At 45.3% G+C, this 22,973-nt stretch carries 12 protein-coding genes and 1 riboswitch; of the genes, 4 read left to right on the forward strand and 8 right to left on the reverse strand.

Annotated features, from left to right (window positions below):
• Positions 1-191 precede the first annotated feature (191 nt).
• On the forward strand, positions 192-3,926 hold the full coding sequence (metH, locus tag M0413_RS10755) for a methionine synthase (protein WP_249554103.1): 3,735 nt from the start codon (positions 192-194) through the stop codon (positions 3,924-3,926).
• 420 nt (positions 3,927-4,346) lie between these two features.
• Here metH and M0413_RS10760 read toward each other — a convergent pair whose 3' ends face one another.
• The 6 genes from M0413_RS10760 to M0413_RS10785 form a co-directional block, all read right to left on the reverse strand.
• Positions 4,347-4,757, reverse strand: coding sequence for a hypothetical protein (locus M0413_RS10760; protein ID WP_144345931.1), 411 nt, complete (start codon positions 4,755-4,757; stop codon positions 4,347-4,349).
• 56 nt (positions 4,758-4,813) lie between these two features.
• Positions 4,814-5,158, reverse strand: coding sequence for a hypothetical protein (locus M0413_RS10765; RefSeq protein WP_144345930.1), 345 nt, complete (start codon positions 5,156-5,158; stop codon positions 4,814-4,816).
• 224 nt (positions 5,159-5,382) lie between these two features.
• Entirely contained in the window at positions 5,383-7,317 is a 1,935-nt protein-coding gene (locus tag M0413_RS10770) for an ATP-binding protein (protein ID WP_249554105.1), read from the reverse strand.
• A gap of 423 nt (positions 7,318-7,740) precedes the next feature.
• Entirely contained in the window at positions 7,741-9,576 is a 1,836-nt protein-coding gene (locus M0413_RS10775) for a putative Ig domain-containing protein (protein ID WP_249554106.1), read from the reverse strand.
• Positions 9,577-10,436: 860 nt separating this feature from the next.
• Positions 10,437-12,017 (reverse strand): Na+/H+ antiporter NhaC family protein, encoded by a 1,581-nt coding sequence (locus M0413_RS10780; RefSeq protein WP_249554107.1) that lies wholly within the window; start codon positions 12,015-12,017, stop codon positions 10,437-10,439.
• An 83-nt stretch (positions 12,018-12,100) separates the two neighbouring features.
• Positions 12,101-12,272: riboswitch (Lysine riboswitch) on the reverse strand.
• A 140-nt stretch (positions 12,273-12,412) separates the two neighbouring features.
• The gene (locus M0413_RS10785; RefSeq protein ID WP_249554108.1) at positions 12,413-13,375 is read right to left on the reverse strand and encodes a dienelactone hydrolase family protein; all 963 of its coding nucleotides are present in this window, start codon (positions 13,373-13,375) and stop codon (positions 12,413-12,415) included.
• 282 nt (positions 13,376-13,657) lie between these two features.
• Here M0413_RS10785 and M0413_RS10790 point away from each other — a divergent pair, with 282 nt between their 5' ends.
• From M0413_RS10790 to M0413_RS10800, 3 genes are all read left to right on the forward strand, one after another.
• Complete coding sequence (locus M0413_RS10790; protein WP_249554109.1) at positions 13,658-15,931, forward strand: hypothetical protein; 2,274 nt, start codon at positions 13,658-13,660, stop codon at positions 15,929-15,931.
• 9 nt (positions 15,932-15,940) lie between these two features.
• Complete coding sequence (locus tag M0413_RS10795; RefSeq protein ID WP_172590133.1) at positions 15,941-17,674, forward strand: toxin-antitoxin system YwqK family antitoxin; 1,734 nt, start codon at positions 15,941-15,943, stop codon at positions 17,672-17,674.
• Positions 17,675-17,797: 123 nt separating this feature from the next.
• The gene (locus M0413_RS10800; protein WP_249554110.1) at positions 17,798-20,107 is read left to right on the forward strand and encodes a toxin-antitoxin system YwqK family antitoxin; all 2,310 of its coding nucleotides are present in this window, start codon (positions 17,798-17,800) and stop codon (positions 20,105-20,107) included.
• A gap of 92 nt (positions 20,108-20,199) precedes the next feature.
• Here M0413_RS10800 and M0413_RS10805 read toward each other — a convergent pair whose 3' ends face one another.
• Together M0413_RS10805 and pbpG are read right to left on the reverse strand one after the other, a co-directional pair.
• Complete coding sequence (locus M0413_RS10805) at positions 20,200-21,768, reverse strand: rhomboid family intramembrane serine protease (RefSeq protein WP_249554112.1); 1,569 nt, start codon at positions 21,766-21,768, stop codon at positions 20,200-20,202.
• A gap of 211 nt (positions 21,769-21,979) precedes the next feature.
• A complete protein-coding gene (gene pbpG / locus M0413_RS10810; protein ID WP_037414829.1) occupies positions 21,980-22,945 on the reverse strand; it encodes a D-alanyl-D-alanine endopeptidase in 966 nt (321 codons plus the stop codon).
• Positions 22,946-22,973 lie beyond the last annotated feature (28 nt).

Here is a 22,973-nt window from a genome sequence, read left to right on the forward strand (position 1 = left end):
AAAAATCTTAGGATCTAGATTCTCGCTCCTAATGACTTTCACCTTGCCCTGACAATCCGATGTCGCGTATTATGGACGTCTATACGTATAAATGTCCAAACCATAACGAACGACATTCAATAATAAAATGCAATTTACCGCAGAATTGCATATTTTTGGACTCAACTTAGCTGTAGTAAAGGTAATCATTTATGGCGATATCTCTCCATCGAGCCAGCCAAACACTGGCAGACATTCGCAACCAGTTGTCAAAGCGCATTCTGATTTTAGACGGCGCCATGGGCACTATGATCCAAGGCTACAAGCTAGAAGAAGCCGATTACCGTGGCGAGCGTTTCAAGGATTGGCATACCGACGTTAAGGGCAATAACGATCTTTTAGTGCTCACGCAGCCACACATCATCAAACAAATTCACAGCGACTACCTATTAGCCGGTGCGGATATTATTGAAACCAACACCTTTAACGCCACCACTATCGCCATGGCCGACTACGATATGCAGTCGCTGTCCGCCGAAATTAACCGTGAAGGTGCGCGTCTCGCCCGTGAGGCCTGTGATGAAATCGAAAAAGCCACGGGTAAACCACGTTATGTTGCCGGTGTGTTAGGGCCCACTAACCGTACTTGCTCTATCAGCCCCGATGTTAACGATCCCGGATATCGCAATATCCACTTCGATGAGTTAGTGACCGCTTACTGCGAATCGACCCGTGCCTTAATTGAGGGCGGCGCCGATATCATTATGGTCGAGACCATTTTCGATACCTTAAACGCCAAAGCCGCGCTATTTGCCATCGAAACCGTGTTCGATGAACTCTTTGGAGCAAATTCGCCAGCGCGTTTGCCAGTAATGATCTCCGGCACCATTACCGATGCCTCGGGCCGAACCCTGACCGGACAAACCACCGAAGCCTTTTATAACTCCCTTCGCCATATCAAGCCCTTATCTATCGGTCTTAACTGCGCCCTTGGGCCAAAAGAGCTACGCCCCTACGTCGAAGAACTGTCGCGCATCGCCGAATGTTATGTGTCGGCGCACCCTAACGCGGGTCTACCAAACGAGTTTGGCGGTTACGACGAAACCCCAAAAGACATGGCCAGCGTTATCCAAGAATGGGCCCGTGAAGGCATGCTCAACATTATCGGCGGCTGCTGTGGTAGCACGCCCGAGCATATTAAGGTCATTCGTGAAGCGGTGGAACCGTTTGCGCCACGGGTATTACCCGAGATCCCCGTCGCCTGCCGTTTATCGGGTTTGGAACCGCTCACTATCGACGCCCAAACCCTGTTTGTGAACGTGGGTGAACGTACCAACGTCACTGGCTCGGCTAAGTTCTTAAAGCTGATCAAAGAAAGCAAGTTCGAGCAGGCGCTCGATGTCGCCCGTGAACAGGTAGAAAGCGGCGCGCAGATCATCGACATCAACATGGACGAAGGCATGCTCGATGGCGTGGAGGTGATGCATAAGTTCTTAAATCTTATCGCCTCTGAGCCGGATATCAGCCGCGTGCCGATTATGATCGACTCCTCGAAGTGGGAAGTGATTGAAGCGGGCCTCAAATGTATTCAAGGCAAGGGCATTGTTAACTCAATCTCCTTAAAAGAAGGCGAAGAGAAGTTTATCGAGCAGGCAACCCTCGTTAAACGCTACGGCGCGGCTGCCATTATTATGGCGTTCGACGAGCAAGGTCAGGCCGATACGAAGGCACGCAAAGTCGAGATCTGTACCCGCGCCTACCGCGTGCTGGTCGATAAGGTGGGTTTCCCGCCCGAAGATATTATCTTCGACCCGAATATCTTCGCCATTGCCACGGGTATCGATGAGCACGATAACTATGCTGTCGATTTTATTGATGCCATTAAAGAAATTAAGGCCACCCTGCCCCACGCGATGATTTCAGGCGGGGTGTCGAACGTGTCGTTCTCGTTCCGCGGTAACAACCCAGTGCGTGAGGCGATTCACGCGGTATTTCTGTACCACGCGATTAAAGTCGGCATGGATATGGGGATTGTCAACGCGGGCCAGTTAGCGATTTTTGACGATATCGACCCAGAGCTTAAAGTACGGGTCGAGAACGTGGTGCTCAACCTACCTTGCCCGGTTGAAGGCTCGAGCAATACAGAGCAATTGCTTGAGATTGCTGAAAAATTCCGTGGCGATGGCTCAAGTGCCGCCAAAAAAGAAGATTTAGAATGGCGCTCATGGCCAGTTAATCAACGTTTAGCCCATGCGCTGGTCAAAGGCATCACCGAATTTATCGACGAAGATACTGAAGCCGCTCGCCAACTCGCCTCCCGTCCGCTGGATGTGATCGAAGGCCCGCTGATGGACGGTATGAATATCGTCGGCGATCTGTTTGGCTCAGGTAAAATGTTCCTGCCACAGGTGGTCAAATCCGCGCGGGTGATGAAAAAGGCCGTGGCCTACCTCAATCCCTTTATTGAAAAGGAAAAAGTTGCAGGTCAGTCGAACGGTAAGATTTTGATGGTGACCGTAAAAGGCGATGTGCACGATATCGGCAAGAATATTGTCGGCGTGGTGCTCGCCTGTAACGGTTTTGAAGTGTTCGATTTAGGCGTGATGGTGTCGGTAGAGCGCATTCTTGAGGCGGTGAAAGAACACAATATCGACATTATCGGCATGTCGGGACTTATCACCCCAAGCCTCGATGAAATGGTGCATAACGTCAAAACCTTCCACCGTGAAGGCCTCACCATTCCAGCGATTATCGGCGGCGCGACCTGCTCGAAAATCCATACCGCGGTGAAGATTGCGCCCCATTATCCCCATGGCGCGATTTACATTGCCGACGCCTCCCGCGCCGTGCCTATGGTCAGCAAGCTAGTCAGCAATGAAACTCGCCAAGCGACTATCGATGAGACCTACGCCGAATACGAAGAGATGCGCATTAAGCGTTTATCGCAAACCAAGCGTAAAGAAATCGTCTCGCTGGAAGCCGCCCGCGAAAACCGCTGCCAGCACGACTGGGCAAACTACACCCCGTTCAAGCCCAACGTACTTGGTCGCCAAGTATTTGAAGACTATCCATTAACCGATTTAGTCGACCGTATCGACTGGACGCCGTTCTTCCGCGCTTGGGAGCTGCACGGCCATTACCCCGAGATCTTAACCGACAACGTAGTGGGGGTTGAGGCGCAGAAACTGTTTGCCGATGGTCAGGCGATGCTTAAAAAAATCATCGATGAAAAATGGCTCACCGCCAAGGGCGTGATTGGGCTATTCCCCGCCAATACTGTCAACTTTGATGATATTGAGCTGTACACAGATGAGACTCGCACCGAGGTTGAGCTGACCACCCATCACCTGCGGATGCAACTTGAGCGTGTGGGTAACGATAACTTCTGTCTGGCCGACTTTGTGGCGCCCAAGGACAGCGGCGTTGCCGACTATATGGGCGGCTTTGCGGTGACCGCTGGCCATGGTATCGACGAGCATATCGCCCGCTTTGAGGCAAATCATGATGACTACAACGCCATTATGCTCAAGTGTTTAGCCGACCGTTTAGCCGAAGCCTTTGCAGAGCGGATGCACGAGCGCGTGCGTAAGGAATTCTGGGGTTATGCCGCCGATGAGCAGCTCGATAACGAAGCCTTAATTCGCGAAAAATACAAGGGCATTCGCCCTGCACCGGGTTACCCCGCTTGCCCGGATCACACCGAAAAAGGCCTGTTGTGGGAACTGTTAAAGCCGAATGAAACCATCGACTTAAACATCACCGAAAGTTACGCCATGTTCCCCACAGCGGCGGTATCCGGCTGGTACTTTGCCCACCCGAAATCCCGCTACTTTGGCGTGAGTAATATTGGTCGCGATCAGGTGGAGGATTACGCGAAGCGTAAGGGGATGACTGTTGCAGAGACGGAGAAGTGGCTAGCGCCAGTGCTTGACTATGATCCCGAGTAATCGGGATTTAGATTACGCTAACGCGGTTTGAAAAGCTGATTCAAACTTCGTTTGAATTTTAAATCAAAGTCGTGGAATTCCATTCCACACCAGGGCAAGAAGGGGATCAACAGCAATCCCCCTCTTGCATCTCCCCTTGCCGCCCCTAGCGAAGTTACATGCATTGAATACTGGCTTCGTGCTTATTCAAAAATCGCTAACGCTTCCGATGGGGCGTCCCTTCCCCCCGAAAGCTACGCAGACGTCCTGTCTGCGTCACGCTATTTTCTTCAACGCCCTTCAGCAACTTCGCAGGGGATGGGTGTACTTCTGCGACTTTTGTGTTGCCTCTAGCCATGCAAAGCAAATCGAGTAATCTTTACTACCAATTTTAGAATTTAACAATAGGTGGCTCATTAAACCAAAAAGTTATTTATCAATTTATATAGTAGACTCGACCTTATTATTGATACTTCTACAAACTAAATATAAGTGTATTAATTCAACCAATGCAAAATTAACTATTACGATGGTGAAGAATTTCAAATCCCCAATAATCCACAAGCCAAATAAAAAGAACACTCCTAAATTTCGAAATTTAGACCATGCGAAATAGTTTGCTGGATATTCTTTACCTGCAAAAAAAGATAGCAGTTTAAAATTAAACGAGATAGCAATAGCTACATACACTAGGATCATACTAAGTAATAATATGAGCAATTTAAAGCTAAACACATTCATCCATGTGAACATCGATTCATACCAAAACTCAAAGCTCAAATCAACGGCAAGACCGATAGCAACAGATAAAGCCAATACTATGCTAATACCCAATATACTAATTTTATTCATACAATTGCCTTAAGATAAAAATCGTGGAATTCCATTTCACACAAGGATAAATAGAGTTAACGAGGGGGATTAAAATGTGACTGAAGTTGCTTGATTCGTTCTGGGATCAAATCCATTTTCTTGTCGGTGTTTAACTCATCACAGTTTTCAGCGACAACCCGTTCTACGCCATTTTTATCAGTAAAATAGAGTTTTTCGCAGTCGCATCTCAGTTTAGCGATGAGCGGCTTTTCCGCTTTAGCTTGGCGAACCTCGGCAACCCAGCAGGAATCAGCACAACCGCAGGAATGATAAGTCAGTTCCTCACCAGAGACAGGCCAATCCAGCTGATATTCGCCAGCCAGTGCATTGCCCACATATGCCACAAGAGCAAAGAATACGAATAATAAATATCGAATCATTTTTAATCATCCAAGGCTTATCTGAGTTCCTTAGGACTAAGCATTAAACCACCTTGTTTAATGCTTAACCCAAGAAGAATCATGATGTTACGTCCGAGATATTAACAATGAATTTCCATTTTATTCTGCGGATTTAACAATGGGTGTCCAATTAAACTTTTTATTCTGCTAATTTAACAATGGATATCGAATTAAATCGTCAAACTTATCAAAAAGGTCCTATGCTATTCACCGACAGCCAAATCAAAACTACTTTGTTGTGGCAAAGATAATAACTCATCTAATAGTGCATCCTTCTCTATACCAATATAACGGCTCTCAATTTTTTCTTTCAATGAAAACAGCCTGGCCTCAGCAGTCCTAACCAACTCATTATATGTTAGAGCATGAATTTCACCATATTGATTTTCTTTGTCTGTACCAGCACTTACAAATTTACCTGTAAAATTATCAATAGTTTCTCCAACAACAAAAGCTTTAATAAAAGGTCTAGTTGAACCAACTCCTGCATGCCAGATATCATCTACATAATATTTAGCTTGAGTCATTTCATCTCTGCCAATTTCAAATCCACCTTTTTTTAGTTCTATCAGAAGTACTCGTGTAGTTTTCTTAATTTCATTATCAAACTGCTCTAATCCCAATGTACTGATTGAGGAGTTTTCCCCAACAACAATGTCAGGTCTTTTCGCTGAGTTAAGAAAGTTTTGCTTCTTGTGTTTCACTTTAAAGACGGTATCCATCGTCTTAACTAACCCTTTATTGCTGGAGTATTCAGGAGTATCAAATTCAGGACCAAACACCCATCGAGCTTTTTCAATTAAAGGATGCAATGTATGTAACTCATCTACAGTATGATCACTACTTAATCTTTCAATAGCCTCTACAACTTTAATCCTAGAGTCAATTTCAGAAAGAATATTCATAGCATCAGAGATGCACCACTCTTGCAATAATAGGTCTACAGCCTCAGCATCATCACTAGAAATATTCGTTAATTTATGCAAAAGAGATAAACCAGCTCGTGACTTCTCTAAATTTATCGCAGCTTTTAAAGCTAACTCTAATATTTCAGGTTTAATATCTGGGTTCTCAGACAATATTTGATCAATGAAATCATACAATTCTTTCCTTGCAAGCCTCGGCAAAGCTTTAATTTCAGATTTATGAATATCAATAACCTCTCTTTTACTTTTATCTATTTCACTTTTTGATAGTTCCAAATAACAAGACTTAACGAAAGAAGAAATTTCATCTGAAATAAGATCTAAAGACGAAAAGTCAGATTTAAAACCTGACCAATCTGCTTCAATAAAATCAAACAAACTCTCAGACTCTGCAATAACAGTATATCTCTTTGCAAAAGATTTTCTGCCATCAAGAATTTGATTACCACGGATCGACCAAGATGGATTACCTAAAAGTCGCCCACCTAACCAAAATGCAACTCCATGCTGAGTTGATGTTCTTGAAACTGTCGAAGAATCTACTAATGTTAGTCTTATTTTTATCTTACCGATCGGATTTATTTCATGTACCTTTACAATGCCTGGATGTTCAGAAAGGCACACTTGTCGACCATTTACAGTAACTTTAAACTCTGGATTAAATAAAAATCTGGCAGAAATTATTTCTGAAAGTTCCTTCTCATCAATTAGATTTCTTTTCACAAGAATCTTAATTAAGGTACCATGCCCAGACTTAGGGAAACTATGAGAGTTAACTACTACGATAGGTTGAGAACCATCAGATAACTCTAGTTCATATGAGTTACATACTCCATCCTTCCATGTCTCAACAAAATAAGTATCATTAAAACACAATCCTGCATGACGTCCAACACCGTTACGGCCAAATGCTAATCGGTTTCTTACAATATCATTATCTTTGGGTACTTCGACAAAAGCTCCCTGATGACGCCTTCTGTCATATCGAAGCTTCAACCATCTTTGTTCAAATTCTTTATTAGAAAGCCCAGTGCCATTATCTTCAACTGTTATATATTGGTCTCTGTCAGAAGGTATTCTTATTGAAACCTTTGAAGCGCCAGCATCATGTGAATTGGCAATTAGCTCTGTAATTGCCACATCTGGCTTTGTAGCGATTGAACCAATCTCTCTAATTAAAAAACCCTTTTCATAAGTTACTGAATATGACATTTAACCTCCTTATACAGATCAAAAAGATAAAAAGATCGGACAGCCGCTTTTTATGCCTTAACAATCGACCAATAACACCTGAGCTTAAGTAATACACCATCCCCTCGGAGTTGCCGCAGGGTATTTGCGTTCGTTGCGTGAGCGAGGCATGGATGCCGAGATAGCGTCAGTCGAATCAGGGACGAGCGTCTGACGCGATAGCATTAGAACGCTTAATGCCCAAGGGGCTTTCAACTCCGTTAGGGGCGTCTTGGCTGATGTGAAAACAATAGGCAAGGAGGATAGGACGAGCAGTCCACCTTGGTCGACTTTTGTTTAAAAATCAAGGGGGAAGCCCCACGACCTTGATATATCTCGGCCGCTAGGCCGTAATCACCCCATAATTCATCAAGTCACAAAGCATTAACTTCAATTGTTAAATATTTAATTATGCTTTAAACGCCTAAAAAACAACGTAATCAATAGCATCAACAATGTGAAATCCATAGTCCCACCACCGCCTTCGGATGATTTTTCAGGTTCACCAGTATCATTAACGATAAATGTCACATCAAATGTCAATTGTGCGCCCAACGGATCAGTTGCGGTGACAGTCATTAGATATTGGCCTTTAGTCTTAACAGCACCTTGGAATATTCCATCCTCTCTTGCCATTAATCCACTCGGTACATTCTTATATGTATAAGTCACAGGCTCTCTATCAGGATCAATGACAATTCCAGGAAGTCCACCGTAATATTCTTGATCTTTCTGAAGATACTGAATACCAATCTCCGCAGTTAAAATAGGAGCATCGTTAACGTTAGTCGGTGTAATATAAAAGATCTCTGTAGATAATGGAGGAATATTCACTCTCACTTGAATGGAACTGGCTGGTGTTGGATCAATTAAATTTTTTGAGGCAAACATATCTTCATTAGTAAAAGTCCCACGAATATATTCACCATCCCAAATCAATCTTTCATGTATATATTCAGTTTGAAAACCGGTAACCACAAGGTTGTTTCCATTTAGAAAATGCTTCTTAATATTTATCGCCAAAGGAACATCTTGAATAGCTGGAATAGAGCCTGTAGGTAAACCACCTTTATATATAAGAGGGTTAGGGTTAGAGAGGGTAAACGTTGTAATATTAGGTGACATTAAGTTAACGAAAAAACCTTTCTTGTCGTCAGTGAGCTGAAACCAACCATCTGCAATAGCATACACCTGGGAAGACTTATAAAAATACTTTTCTTCATCATCAAACACGTAAGAATGTCTTCCAGAGCGTTCAATAAAATAATTTTCACTCTTTAAATAAATAGCTTCTTTGGGATAACTAACACTATTCTTCATTTTAGATAGAAAAAACTTATTATCTTCTGATGAGTATTTATAATTCAACAACATATCACTACCCACAATAAATTCTTTCCCATCATTAATTGTATATATAGCTTCAACACCACTAAATCTAGATGAATCAACTCTTTCTGGGATAACTATTTCTTGAAAAACCACAAAGTCATTAATATCAGACTGCCATTTCAAAACATATAACTTAGGCTCTACCTTCGTTTCATTAATCCCCACACTTTCTGGAGAGAAGATGACTTCATCACGACCCTCTAATCGATATAGCTTGTAGGTACTATTTGATATGAGCGATTTATCAGCTAAGATTTTTTTACGTTCGCAAGAATCTATCACACCATTTATACTTAACTTACAAACACTATAATCGTAACTGGTTTTTCCTGTATGAGTATCATCATAATTAGGGTGTAAAGCAATAATGGTATCTTTATTTACAAATTCAACCTGTTCTACATATGAACCGTACTGACCTGAACTAGATGAAAATTCTACTTCTTGAGACAATGATAACTCATTACCTTCAAGAGTAAATCTAACTAATTTTCTAGCTCCGTCATAATTTGACTCAGATAAGGCGTAATAGTTTTTATTATATTCACCTATAGGTTCCACATTAATATAACCAACGAGTTCTGATACTATACCAAAACTGGCAGAGCTAATATAATCCACTCCATTATTATCAACATTATACTTCCATAAATAAATTCTTTTATCAGCAGAAAATTCATCACCAGCAGTACCAGATATTAATATTTCTTTTTTAGCCTCAGAGAAAGCCACCTTTAAGGATGATTTAGGCAGGTTATTTTCATACGTCTTATCAATTGAATAAGGGCTTTCAACCGCTATAGCTGATACTGAAAAAAAAGATAAAATCACTAATATACTTCTATACATACAGACACCTCACCCAACATCAGTATAATTATTAGTTAATCAACATACTCACGTAAAAATCATCAATTCCAACGGATAAAATCAAAAAGATCGGACAGGCACTTTTTATGCTTTAACAATCGACCAATAACACCTGAGCCGAAGGAATACACCACCTCCTCGGAGTTGCCGCAGGGCATTTGCGTTCGTTGCGTGAGCGAGGCATGGATGCCGAGATAGCGTCAGTCGAATCAGGGACGAGCGTCTGACGCGATAGCATAAGAACGCTTAATGCCCAAGGGGCTTTCAACTCCGTTAGGGGGCGGCAAGGGAGATCCAAGAGGGAATTGCTGTTGATCCCCTCTTGGTCGGGTGTGGGTTGAAGACCCACGACCTTGATTCACCTCGGCCGAAAGGCCGCTAAATAACCAGTTCACTACTTTGTGAACCGACAAAAATCTTTCCATGGCTACCGCACTTGGCCAACACCCATTAGCCAAGGGATTGCACTGCTGTAATGCTTTTATAGAATCTAGAATCTAGAATCTAGAATCTAGAATCTAGAATCTAGCACCTAGCACCTAGCACCTAGCACCTAGCACCTAGCATCTAGAGACTTATCGCATATTGTTCAGGAGGTGTTCTTGCGAAATAAAGATACATCTTCCTGATGCAAGTGAACTGAATCGAGGTCACGATTAAGTTTCATCCTTGTTAAAAACCTAAGATAACGTTGTGCTGAACATCTGTCTACCACTTTCACATTACAAATTAGATAGTTAAGTGATGACTTAAGTTTGCTTGAATGGATGCAGGTTTACTCAAGCCCACAAAAAACCAAGGGGCCCGTGGGCCCCTGGTTGATAGCGTGTAAAAGTGCCTTATGCCGTAGCTAACAAAGGCTGATTTTTCGTTTTACGCAGATGATAAGCAGTGAAGAGTACAAACCACAGGGCGCTTACGGCAAATCCAGCTAAGGTTGAATGCATAATCCCCATGGCCAAATAGCCTAAGGTGGCGCCAAAGGCGATGGCTAAGGCATAGGGTAGCTGGGTCATCACATGGTCAATATGGTGGCAACCTGCCCCCGTGGCCGACAAAATACTGGTGCTGGAAATCGGCGAGCTATGATCGCCAAACACTGAACCCGCAAGCACTGCGGCAAGCATTGGCAGCATTAACGCGATATCACTGGCAGCGGCCATGTCGCCAGCCAGTGGCAACATAATACCAAAGGTGCCCCAACTGGTTCCGGTGGCAAATGCCATGGCGCAGGACAACACAAACACCACCGCAGGCAACACTTCTATTGGCAAGTTACCGTTGGCGAGGGAGGCCAGATATTTGCCAGTCTCAACATCGCGAACAACCGCACCAATCGCCCAGGCAAACAGCAAAATATTAATGGCGGGTAACATGGCCATCACGCCTTGCGGGGCGGCTTTAAGCCAGTTTTTAGCACCCAATTTTAACCGCAGCGCAAGCAGAATTGACACCGCTAAGCTGCACAGCGCGCCATACACTAGCGAGGAGCCCACATTGGTGTTTTCAAAGGAGCCAAGTACGCTAAATGGCAGCCCTTTTTCATCCAACACTGCCGCACCAGAGGAGATCATAAAATACACGGTCGCGCCGGTGAGGGTTAGGATCGGCAATACCATATCGATCATGCCACCGTTACTTTCTTCAGGGCTTTCCATATCTAAGCCGATTGGACGAGGCTTAGACGGATCCCAAAGCTTCCCTTCCAGCGCCCATGCTTCATGTTTACGCATCGGGCCGATATCCATTTGAAAGATAATCACCACCAGCACCATCAACAGGGTAAACACGGCATACAGATTCATCGGGATCATCTCAACAAAGGCTGAGATTGGACTTTGCTCGCTAATGCCGTGGGCGGCCATAATGCCACCGATAAGCGCGATAATATAAGCGCCCCAAGAAGAGATGGGCATCAATACGCACACGGGCGCAGCGGTAGAATCTAAAAGATAAGCCAGTTTAGCGCGGGAGATTTGAAAGCGATCAGTCACCGGACGGCAAATGGCGCCAACCGACAAACTATGAAAAAAGTCGTCAATAAAAAACGCAAACACCATCACGCCAGTTAAGCCTTTCGCGCCGCGACGGGTCTTAGCGCGCTTAGCTGCCCACTCGGCAAAGGCGCGGGTGGCGCCAGAAACCGTCATCAGACTAATGAGTCCGCCAAGCAACAACATAAACAGCAACATATTGATATTGTCGCGATTAAGTGCGCCATCGACCCAAAAAATCTTCAGCACGGTATTGAACATATAGTGCAATGAATCAAGGGGAGAAAACTGATTGAGCAACAAACTGCCGGCCACAATCCCTACGCCAAGGGATAACAGTACGCGACGTGTGATGATCGCCAAGGCGACGGCTAACAAAGGGGGAAGTACTGACCAACCTGAGTCAGCAAAATGACTAATGTCCATGATCTCTTTTCACCAAAAAACGGGTGGAGATCTACCGAGAGGATAAAGAAACAAAACCTATAGGGAGGTATTACTCCTCAGCCCCTTCAGGTAGCGCTCCATAGTGGATGACTATGGCAGTCTTGCACCTATTTGATGCAAAACCAGCAGCTCGGTTTGATGACCTGGCTACTTCGGCGCTGACTCCTTTCCTTGTACATCTGCGGCATCACCCTCCGCACAAGTAGTCATAGGCAGCGCGCCTCTACTTAAAGGTATTCGAGCGGGCATTCTAGCGAGATGGGAACTGATAGCAAGTATTTTGATCCCACTCGCGTATAAAACAATGAATCACCTACAAGTTGGTAACACAAGAAACATCCACCTTTCAAGCGTTGCAATAGCGCCAAATGGACTTATACGAGTAAATGTTTACCAAAAAAATCTAAGGTTCTTGTCCATGCGAGCTCAGCCGTTGGCTCATCATAACGGGCGGTGGAGTCATTGTGAAAACCGTGATTAACATTGGGATAAAGGTAGGCTATATACTCGGCTTTATTAGCCTTTAGCTGGGCTTCATACTCGGCCCATGTATCGTTAATCCGTTGATCTAAAGCGGCAAATTGCAACATCAGTGGGCCTTTTACTCGGCTACGCAGCTCAGTTGCTGCGGGTGTGCCATAAAAAGGCACACCCGCCGCTAGCTCATCGGGAATGGTGGCGGCAAGCATATTGACGATATAGCCACCAAAGCAGAAACCGACGGCGCCGAGTTTGCCATTACTCTGCGGGTGCGACTTTAAAAAGCGCGCGGCGGCGATAAAATCCTGCTCGATTTTGGCCCTATCGAGGCTCGCTTGCATGGCGCGGCCCGCATCATCATTACCGGGATAACCACCAAGGCTATAAAGCGCATCGGGGGCAAAGGCTATATAGCCCTTGGCCGCTAAGCGGCGGGCCACATCTTCGATATAGGGATTTAAGCCTCGGTTCTCGTGCACCACTAACACCACAGGGGCTTTTTTACTGAGATCTAAGGTCTTAGGATCGCCCGCCTTTTGGCCTGGGATCAGCAACGCGTTTGGCAAGACTAAATAACCGCGACCTTCACCATAACCATCGGGGGATGGAAATTTCACATAACTGGCTTGAATGCTGGGATCGTTAAAGGAGACTTGCTCGGCTAAGGCGTAATTAGGCATTAGTGCGCCCGTCAGCGTGGTCATGGTAAAACCCAGTGCCACTAGGCCCGCAAGGCGAGCCATAAACTCACGGCGGTCGATAATGCCGTGGGCATATTCGTCATACCAGTCAAAGGCTTCCTGAGGAATGACAGGGAAAGGTGGTGTGGTTAGTTCTGGCTTATGATCTGGGCTCATCGTTCTTTCTCCATTTAACAAGCTAACCACTGGTTTATATTCCCTAGCTTGTGAGTTATCTAGCGGCCTTACCAAGAGTAAAGGATGAGAGCTTGTCAGGGCAATTAGCTTTATGCCGCACCTTTAATAATTCTCCACTCATCAATAGCCAATTTATGGTTGATCATGCGCCCAAATTGGCGTGAGCTTTTTATTCCCTAGGGGCATTTTTGTGTATAATGTCGCCAAACAACATATTAATATCATTACATTTCAATAACATAAGTTACCAATGGAGTTCAAATGGCTATAGGGATATGCAGGGTACTTTGTACCACTGTCACGCTCACGCTTGGGTTAACGGCTTGCGATAATCAGGTTTCTGATAAGTCAGCAAGTATTCCCGCTTCGCGCGAGTATCAGATTATTTCTACTTCACACCTCAACGATAGTTTCGAAACTCGTAAAGTGTTGCAGGCACGATTGCTGCTGGATTACCAGTTACAAGATACAGAAGGTAAGACGGCCAGCTTAACCACACCACTAACCCATAATGCCCGCTTTTTTATCCAACCTAACCTGCTGCAAATTAGCGATTATGGCATGCCGATCCCAGTGAGTAATATCGACCCAAAAGCCAAATCCAATGAAATCGCTCAGTTGGTTAAAGATGGCTTTAATGTGGAATTTAACAATGGTGAAGTCCGCCAATTAACCCCCATTGCCAAGATGGATCAAAAAGATATCAAGGAGTTATTTGAGCGCTGGCAAAATCTTAATAACTTGTTTAAACAAGCCCCAACCTTGCCTGTGGCGCTTGAGCCTCGCGTCGGTTACAGCACAAGCGCCCCCATGGATGGGCGCTTAACTTGGACGGTTGAGCAGGTCAGTGAAGATAAATTAATCGCCGTGTTACAAGGTGAAAAAGGCAAGTATAAGGCCTATGGCAAGTTCGAAGTTAACCGTAAAACCGGTTGGTTAGAGAGCATGGCGTTTTTTCAACGGGAAGAGCGCCAAGGCAGTACTTTCACCCACCGTACCCTGATGGCGCCTAAGGATAGGCCGTATATCATGAGCACGCTTTGGCATGCCGATGATAGATTTGATGCTGAGCGCGATAGGGATGATCGGCAAAAGGAGCTATACCGCATTAGCGAGGTACCGCAGGAGTATCGCCCCAATAATGAGGCATTTATAAAATCCTTATTACCAGACCAACAAGGTATTTTAGATAATGTTGGCCCTTGGGGTACTGATACCCCTGAAGATCTGCAATTACGCTTTGTCCACAATATGAGCCCGCAATATGTGGAAGCCGATGTACGTTATGAGGACTTAAGCGCTTTTGATGCTAACGGTAAACCGATTGATATTCACTTCTGGCAGCACGGTAAAGGTTGGGCGAGGAATTATAATCCCTCGATTGAATCTGCAACCGATATTATTGCGACGGGGTGGGATAACACTGCGAATAAACTCAAGCAGATAGACCATATTAATGCCAAGCTAACGCTTATCCCACAGACGAATAAGATCGTCGAAAAGTCGTGGGATGAATTGCTGGCAACACCTTACACCTTTGGCGATGCCAGCCTAACAATCCAGGTGCTCGATGCCGAGGCGAAACTGTTTAAAGTCATATCAAAACAGAGTGAGGATCAGAGTATTAACCTGCCTTTCCAGCAGTTTAAAGGCATGATCGCGGAGGCCCGTCGCGAAGGTAATTATCCCTCCTGGTTAACGGCGACCGAAAAGGAACTGCTAGAGCAATTAATTGGGGCCGATGAGCCACATCACCTCACCAGCAACGCACTGTTACTCAAGCTCGATGAGACCCCAAAAACCGTGGTGTTAATCGAGAAACAACCCCAGCCGGAGTTGACTCAAACCAAGACGATTCGCTTTGTACAATTTACCGAGTACAACAAAAATCTGGCAAATCCTCCCACCGAATTTGGTAACGCCAGCCTAGGTAGCTTCACCAATCCGACGCTAGATAGCGCTAAAAATGAGGTCAATACGATCCAAGGGATAAAACTGGTGTCTGACAATGGCCATAATCTATCTATTCCCATGTCAGCGGCTTTGGCGACCGCCTGTAAACCTGAAATAGAACAAGGTTTTAATGAGGGTAAAAATCCCGTCACTTGGCAGTTTGTTCCCAATGCCCTAAGCGGCAGTGCCTATATGTTGATGACTCCGGATCATGTGCGGCAGTTTTTCTACGATAAACAGATCAAGGGTAAGATCCGTTGCCAAGGTGATATCAGTTGGCAGCCTTTAGAACTGGCCGCGACAGACCGCCCTTGGTTAATCGATTTACAATCTTGGCTGACGCAAACGGGATATGGCAATGAGCCGAGTAGCAATCTTAACAATTACTTTAAGGTCGAAGATGCCCAAGGCAATCTGTTAACCATTCGACTCCCCGAAAATACTCAGCAGCCGATTAACGAGGTGCTAGTCGATGGGCGCTATTTGAGTGTTGCAGGCCCCGCCGCCAAGGTGAGTTATATGACGATCGCCAAAGAACCCAGCGATATCCCCTATGAATTCACCTTTAAACCTTTGCCTTAAGGAGCGGTTATGCGTCCATTTACTGTAAAACTGCTCCTAGGAGCACTCGTACTTATCAGTACCCATGCCAGTGCACAAAAGGTCTTACTCGATGCCCATTGGAAGGTTGTCAAAGATGAAAAACAGGCTCAGTACTATCTAAAACAATCGACCGAAGTGATCGACGGCCATTATAAGGCTGAGGTTTATTACAAAAACAAAGATATGCTTTTTTGCGCCAGTGCCCTCGCCGATAACAACATAGGTAAAAAACTCACCAGCGAACAATTCCGCGGTGCGTATCAATGTTACTTTGAGGATGGCAAGCCGTACGAGCAAGGCTTTCGTAACGAGCAAGGCCAACTTCATGGCTTGCTTAAAAAATACATTGCCACCGGCCAACTGTATGTTGAATCGCACTATGAAAATGGTGTGAAACAAGGTCTAGAAACGGGTTATTGGAATGGTGGCAATATCCGCTACAAAACCACCTTTAAAGATGGCCAAGAAGTCGGCATCAGCGAACATTTTGGCCCCGAAGGTGAAGTCACCGCCAAGATCTGCAATGACCCAACCTGCGTGAGTCAATATTTTAATCTTGGCAAACTTAACCGTGAAGAACATCGCGTTGATGGTCTATTGCAAGGTACTGAGACTACTTGGGGCCTAAATGGGCAAGTCATCTCGACCCAAGAGTATGTTAAAGACAAAAGGCACGGTGACTATTTTGAGTATTTTGACAATGGCAACGTCAAACGCCATTACCAATATCAAGCTGATTATAAGGTTGGTGAGCAACTAACTTACTATGAAAATGGTCAGATCCAATTAAAGGAACTGACTAACGATAAAGGTGATGCCCTCCAAGCCATTGAATACGATGAACAAGGGCAAATTAAAAAAACCACCGACAGCAAATACCAAGGTAATCGTTGGGTTTATCGTAAACAGCAGCGCTTTAGTAAAGGCCAACTGATTGAGAGCACAGAAAACGATCTACTCAAAAACTGGTCACTTAGCGAAGACTACGAGCAAGGCGAATTAGTGAATCGTCGCGAGGAACTCGATAAAAAATTGACTGGCTTGTATGTGGAATCCGTCAAGAGCCGTAGTGGTACAGACGTTATCACCCGCGAGCATTTTAACGCAGGCAAGCGTGAAGGCCCCTATGAAATGGTGAAATTCGACCATGAAACGGGTAAGCGTTGGGTGGCTGAGCAGGGGCAATATACCAATGACAAGCCCTCGGGGAAATGGAAGAAGCAGCAAGAGGATGCCAGCCTCACCTTTAGCTATGATGACAATGGTGAACTCCATGGCGAGTTTCGTAATGAGACAAGTTCAGGGCAACTGCTTGAATTAATAAATTTTAACCATGGCAACCCCGACGGCTTAGTGCAACGTTACGCCAACAATGGTCAATTGTATGAAAAAGGCGTATACCGCAATGGTCAACAGGATGGCGATTGGATATTTACCGATGGTGAGTACGGTTTCCGCCCAATACCCAACCCTGAAAGACGTTATTGGTATGGTCGCTTCGATCAAGGTAAACAAGTCGGCCATTGGGAACTGCGCTCATCTGAGGATTATGTGCTCCAAATCGCCAATTATGACGATCAGGGCAGGCTTGATGGTAAGCAATACGAGTTTGAGGAGCATGGCTGGATAGAGGTGATTAATCGCTACAATCATGGGCAGTTTTTGAATCAGGAAACACCGCCGCCGGTAGTTGCTCCTGACCCTGTTTTCTCAACGTTTTAGCTTAATTAAGGTAAACCTTGGCGCAGGGCAGTGCATTATGTCCTGCGCCAAAGACATAAATTCAACAGAGTAATTATATAGGCCGCAAAGGCGCTGCCTTAAGACCCAGAGCAAGGAATCAGCATGTTCTATACGCCATTTCGCTTTATCAGCCTCGCGACTGCCGCAGCCAGCCTAGTCAGTGTCCATGCTCTGGCAGCGCAAAATCTATCTTCCATGATGGTCGAAATTCGCCAGCAGAACGGGATCCCAAGCTATTACAATCTCGCCACGGGTATGCCATTAAATGGCGATATTGCCATCGTTCGCGATAACCAAGGCTATACCTTAGGGCAATTTTCTCAGGGAATACCGAATGGGAAATGGCAAGTATTTCATACTAATAACAGCAGAATCGTTGAAGGTAATTACCAACAGGGCTACCAAGATGGTACTTGGCGGCTGTTCGACTTAGATGGCACGATAACCGAAGAACAACAATTTGCTAAGGGCGTCCCCGTTGGCGAATGGAAAGAATTTAGCCCCAACGGCCATGTTAACCAAAGCACTGTCTATCAAAATGGCCAAAAATCCCAAGTTAAGCGCTTCTTCCCCAGCGGTAAATTGCAGGCACAAGAAAGTTATCTTGATAACCTGCGCCACGGCAAATGGGAAAGCTTTTATGAAAACGGCACCCTCTCCCAAAGCCAAACCTACGCCAATAACCAACTCACCGGCCCCTATCTTGAACAAAACTCTGTAGGCCAAGTGGTCGTAAGCGGCCGTTTTGATGCTGATGGTCGTCGCCAAGGATTATGGGAAACCTTTTACGATGACGGCACCAAAGCCAGTGCCAGCCAATTTAATCTTGATAAACTTGAGGGTGAAGAACGCACCTTCTACCCCAGTGGTGAACTGGCGAGCCTGTGCCACTATCAAGCGGGGCTGCGCCACGGTAAGTGCCAGCAATTTAATGAACTGGGCAAACTCCAAGTCGAAGAGCAATACCTCAACGATGTGCTAGAGGGACGCCAGCAGTACTTTAGCCTTGAGGGCGTACTGACCAGCGATTTGAACTACAAGCAGGATATGCTCGCAGGCGTGCAAAAGTACTTTCACCCTAATGGCCAACTTAAAGAACTGCGCACCTACCAAGACTCGCAACTGGCTGATAATGGTCAATATCCGTTGCATGGCCCTTCTGAGCGTTATGATGCGGACGGTAATCTTATCGAAAAAAGCAGCTACAACATGGGCTTAAAGGATGGATTGTTTGAGCGCTATAACGGCGGCAAACTGCAAACCGCTGAAGTGTGGAAACAAGGCCAACGTGACGGAGAATTTCGCCGTTACCACACCAATGGCCAGCTCCGCAGCTTAGATGTTTATGTGGATGGCAAACTCACCGGCCGCTCTGAATCCTTTTACCAAGATGGCACTGCCAATGAGCGCGGCGAGCGTATCGAGGGCGCTTGGGTCGGTAAATACGAGTCTTTTTATGATAATGGCAAACCGAAAGAACTTGCTCACTATGCCCGCAGCAAAGCGGATAACAGTAATAGTTATCCCCTAGACGGCCACTTTAGTCGCTGGTACTACAATGGCGACCTTAATGAAGAAGGCGAATATAAAGCAGGCTTAAAAGAAGGCCTTTGGGTCCAATATGCTTCTGGCCTTAAGCAAAAAGAACAAACCTTTGTTAACGGCAAACTCAATGGCGATTACGCCGAATATTACCAAGGTCGCCGCCGCGTCACTGGCCAATATGAGGATAATCAAAAAACCGGCCTCTGGATTGATTACCGCTATGAAGCCAAAGATCCAACCTACGGCGCGATCCCCGAGGGCAATATCAGCCAAAAAACCTACTGGAAAGATAATAAACGCCACGGCACTAGCGAGTACTACAGCTTTAAACAAGTGGTTTATCGCTTAGAAACCTATGATAACAATGATAAAACGGGCTCCTATGCCGAATATTATCCCAATAATGGCCAGCTTAAACTTAGCGGCACTATGGATAAAGGCCTGCAAACTGGATTATGGGAAAGCTGGTATGAGGATGGCATTTTAGCCGCCAGCAGCGAATTTTTAGATAATCAGCAGCATGGCAGCAGCAAAGAGTATTACAGCAATGGCCAGCTCAAACTCGAAGCCCAATACACAAAAGGCGAACTCGACGGCGAGCGCAGGGAATACCACCAAAATGGTAACCCTAAACTGAGTGAAACTTGGCTAAAGGGTCAGAAAGAAGGCGAAGCTAGCTATTACCATGTTAATGGCAAACTCGCCGAACAAGGCACTTATCTGAAGGATCGCAGGGAAGGTTTATGGCAACAGTTTTGGCCCAATGGCGAAAAACGCAGTGAAGGCAGTTATCTTGCCGATCGCCAAGCGGGTGATTGGAATCATTACGATCAGCTCGGCAAGTTGATTAATACCGAGCATTTCTAATAGGTTACCCTACCGTTTCGATTCAAACCTCAGTGTTTAAAGATTGCTGAAGCAGCCAATTTACGGCCAGCTTCGGCAATCACGTTAGGCTGTCATTTATGCTGTATGGCAGCCTTTCGCGTTGGTCGTAATAAGCTCCCAAGCAATAATCCACAGCCCAAACCGCCAAGATGCGCGGCATTATCCACGCCGCCAAAGAGCCCCATCACAAGACTTACAGTAACAAATAGGGTCAGATTCAGAGCAAGTGGCATATTGTCCGCCAAGGGCAATAAGCCCAACCAAATCCACATGATCAACACCCCAAATAATCCCATAATGGCACCCGAGGCACCGATACTGATCATCGCCTCATACCAGCTAATACTGGCAATGCTCGCCACTAAACCACAACATAAATAGACCCCGAGTAAACGCCATTTACCCAGCAGAGGCTCCGAAAACATCCCCGCAAAAAACAGTCCGTATAAGTTAAAAACCAAATGCATCAAGCCGACATGTAAAAACACATTGCTGATCAACCGCCAAACTTGTTGCTCCAAAACCAACTGGCGAAGGTTTGCGCCCCAATCGAGCAACAGACTGTTTGGAAAGGCGATAACGTGCTGGCTAGCAAAGGCCATCAACATAAATATCAAGGCGTTGATATAAAGCAAGATTGGCGTGATCACAAAACCCTGCCGAGGTTTAAATTCAGCTAAAAAGCCATAAAGCTCTGCCTTAGGTTTTTCTATGCTTAGCTGCGCCACCAAAGCCTTAGACGCCTGTGTCTCGTCCAGCTTTAGCATCAAGCTCATCAGTAACCACAGAATGGCCGCAAAGCTTAACCAGGCGATAATCCACGCTAATTTATGGCCATTACGCGCCTCGAAGGGCTTATTCACTGGCATCAAGACAGTTTGATAACCATCGAAATATACTGAGCTTTTTTGAGCAGCGGTCAGTAGCTGAGTGTAGCGGGTCGACGGGCCGATACGGTCAAGATAGACAAAGTCTTCAGGCTTAAAGGCATTAAAATCCTGCTGGCTCTGATGAATAAACTCTTGAAATAGCGCTTCTTTATGCTGAGGTTCGAGTCTATTACTGATCGTTTTCTCATAAACTTTGCCATACCATGCCAAGGCTTTAGCACCGACCAACCAACTCTCGTTACGTTTAGCAAAAATCGGCATCGCAATATACAGGCTCATACGCAACTCACTATTACCCTTGCCAATCGGCTCAATATTGCGCTGTACGCCGATATGTTTTTTATCGATATAAAACTGATTTAATTGGTAATACTTGGTTTGCGGCTGGTGCAATAGTGCATTGATGGACTCGAGTTGAGTCAACTTGCCCGTTGCGCTATTAAGGTATTCCTGCGCCACGATAGTGGGCACGGCTAGCAACAGCACGGCAATCACAAAATAGATAAAACGGCTATTACTCTTGGTAAAGCGGAATAACTTAAGCCGAGGTCTTAAGTAGAAAAACAGCAAGGGCCAAGGCAATATCAGCGGCAGCCAAAAATTGATAATCGATTCGTCAATGCTCAGCAGTTGGAACTCGATAATCAACAGCCAATGGAGCAAGCTGTAGCCTGAGACAAATATCAGGCAGAGCAGTATAAAGGGCACATAGATCAACTGGAGTTTTTTTAAGACTAACGCCACACGCATATCATCCTTGAGAGAAAAAACCTGCCAATAATACGGTGTATCGCCACACAACGCACCCTCTACGGGGTGATTAATTGACTTTTAGTTAAGCCTATCAATCATCTACAACACAAGTGCTAGAAAAATGACAATAAAAAGGCCAGAACGATTCTGGCCTAAAAACGGTCAACCTATCCTGTGACGGGACATGGATAAGCAGGAAACGCCTGCCTTAGGTCTCGCTGACCTTAGCAAATTGCTGCTGATTGCGCTGCTTCTTATATTGCTTAGCATCCGCGGGGATCGGAGTGACTTTGCCTGTTTCTAACCAAGTACGTAAACGGTTAGCATCGGCCATATGGGTATACTTACCATAGGCATCGAGCACAACAAAGGCCACTTGGCGTTTGGCCATTTCGGTACGCATCACTAAGCAGTGCCCTGCTTCATTGGTAAAGCCCGTTTTAGTGAGGTGGATATTCCAGTTATCTTTATAAACCAAGCGATTGGTATTTCTAAAATCGAGGCTGTACTTTGGTTTGCCAAAGGTTACGGTTTTCTTTTCGGTCGAGCTTAACTGGCCTAACATGGGATAGCCTTCGCTAGCCTTTAGTAACACCACCAAATCCCGCGCGCTCGAGACGTTCTTCTCTGACAATCCAGTAGGCTCTACATAGCGAGTGTTTTTCATCCCTAGGGCTTTCGCCTTAGCATTCATCGCTTTAATAAAAGCTTTATGGCCACCGGGATAATGGTGGGCAAGACTTGCGGCGGCACGGTTTTCAGATGACATTAATGTCAGCAATAACATTTCTTTACGGCTAATTTCACTGCCAATACGCACCCGCGAATATACGCCGCGCATTTCCTTAGTATCATTGATATTGATAGTAAGCTTTTCATCCATAGGTAACTTAGCATCTAGGGTTACCATCGCGGTCATTAGCTTAGTCACGGAGGCAATGGGCCTTACGGCATCGGGATTACTGGAATAGAGAATTTCATTAGTTTTAAGATCAACGACTAATGCACTATTAGCTGCCACCTCCTGCTTAGCAGGGGCTTTTTTAGCAGAAGTTGCTTTAGTGGCGGTGCTTTTTGTAGTGACAGAGGCCGAATCGGCTGAATGCGCTGTCGCGGCAACAGTTAAACTGCTGCATACCAAGATAAAACTACCAAGCAGAGAAGGGATCTTCATGTAGAATTCACTGAGTCGTTAATAAGTC

The organism is Shewanella sp. 8A, from assembly GCF_023475945.1.
Taxonomy (GTDB): Bacteria; Pseudomonadota; Gammaproteobacteria; order Enterobacterales; family Shewanellaceae; genus Shewanella; species Shewanella xiamenensis.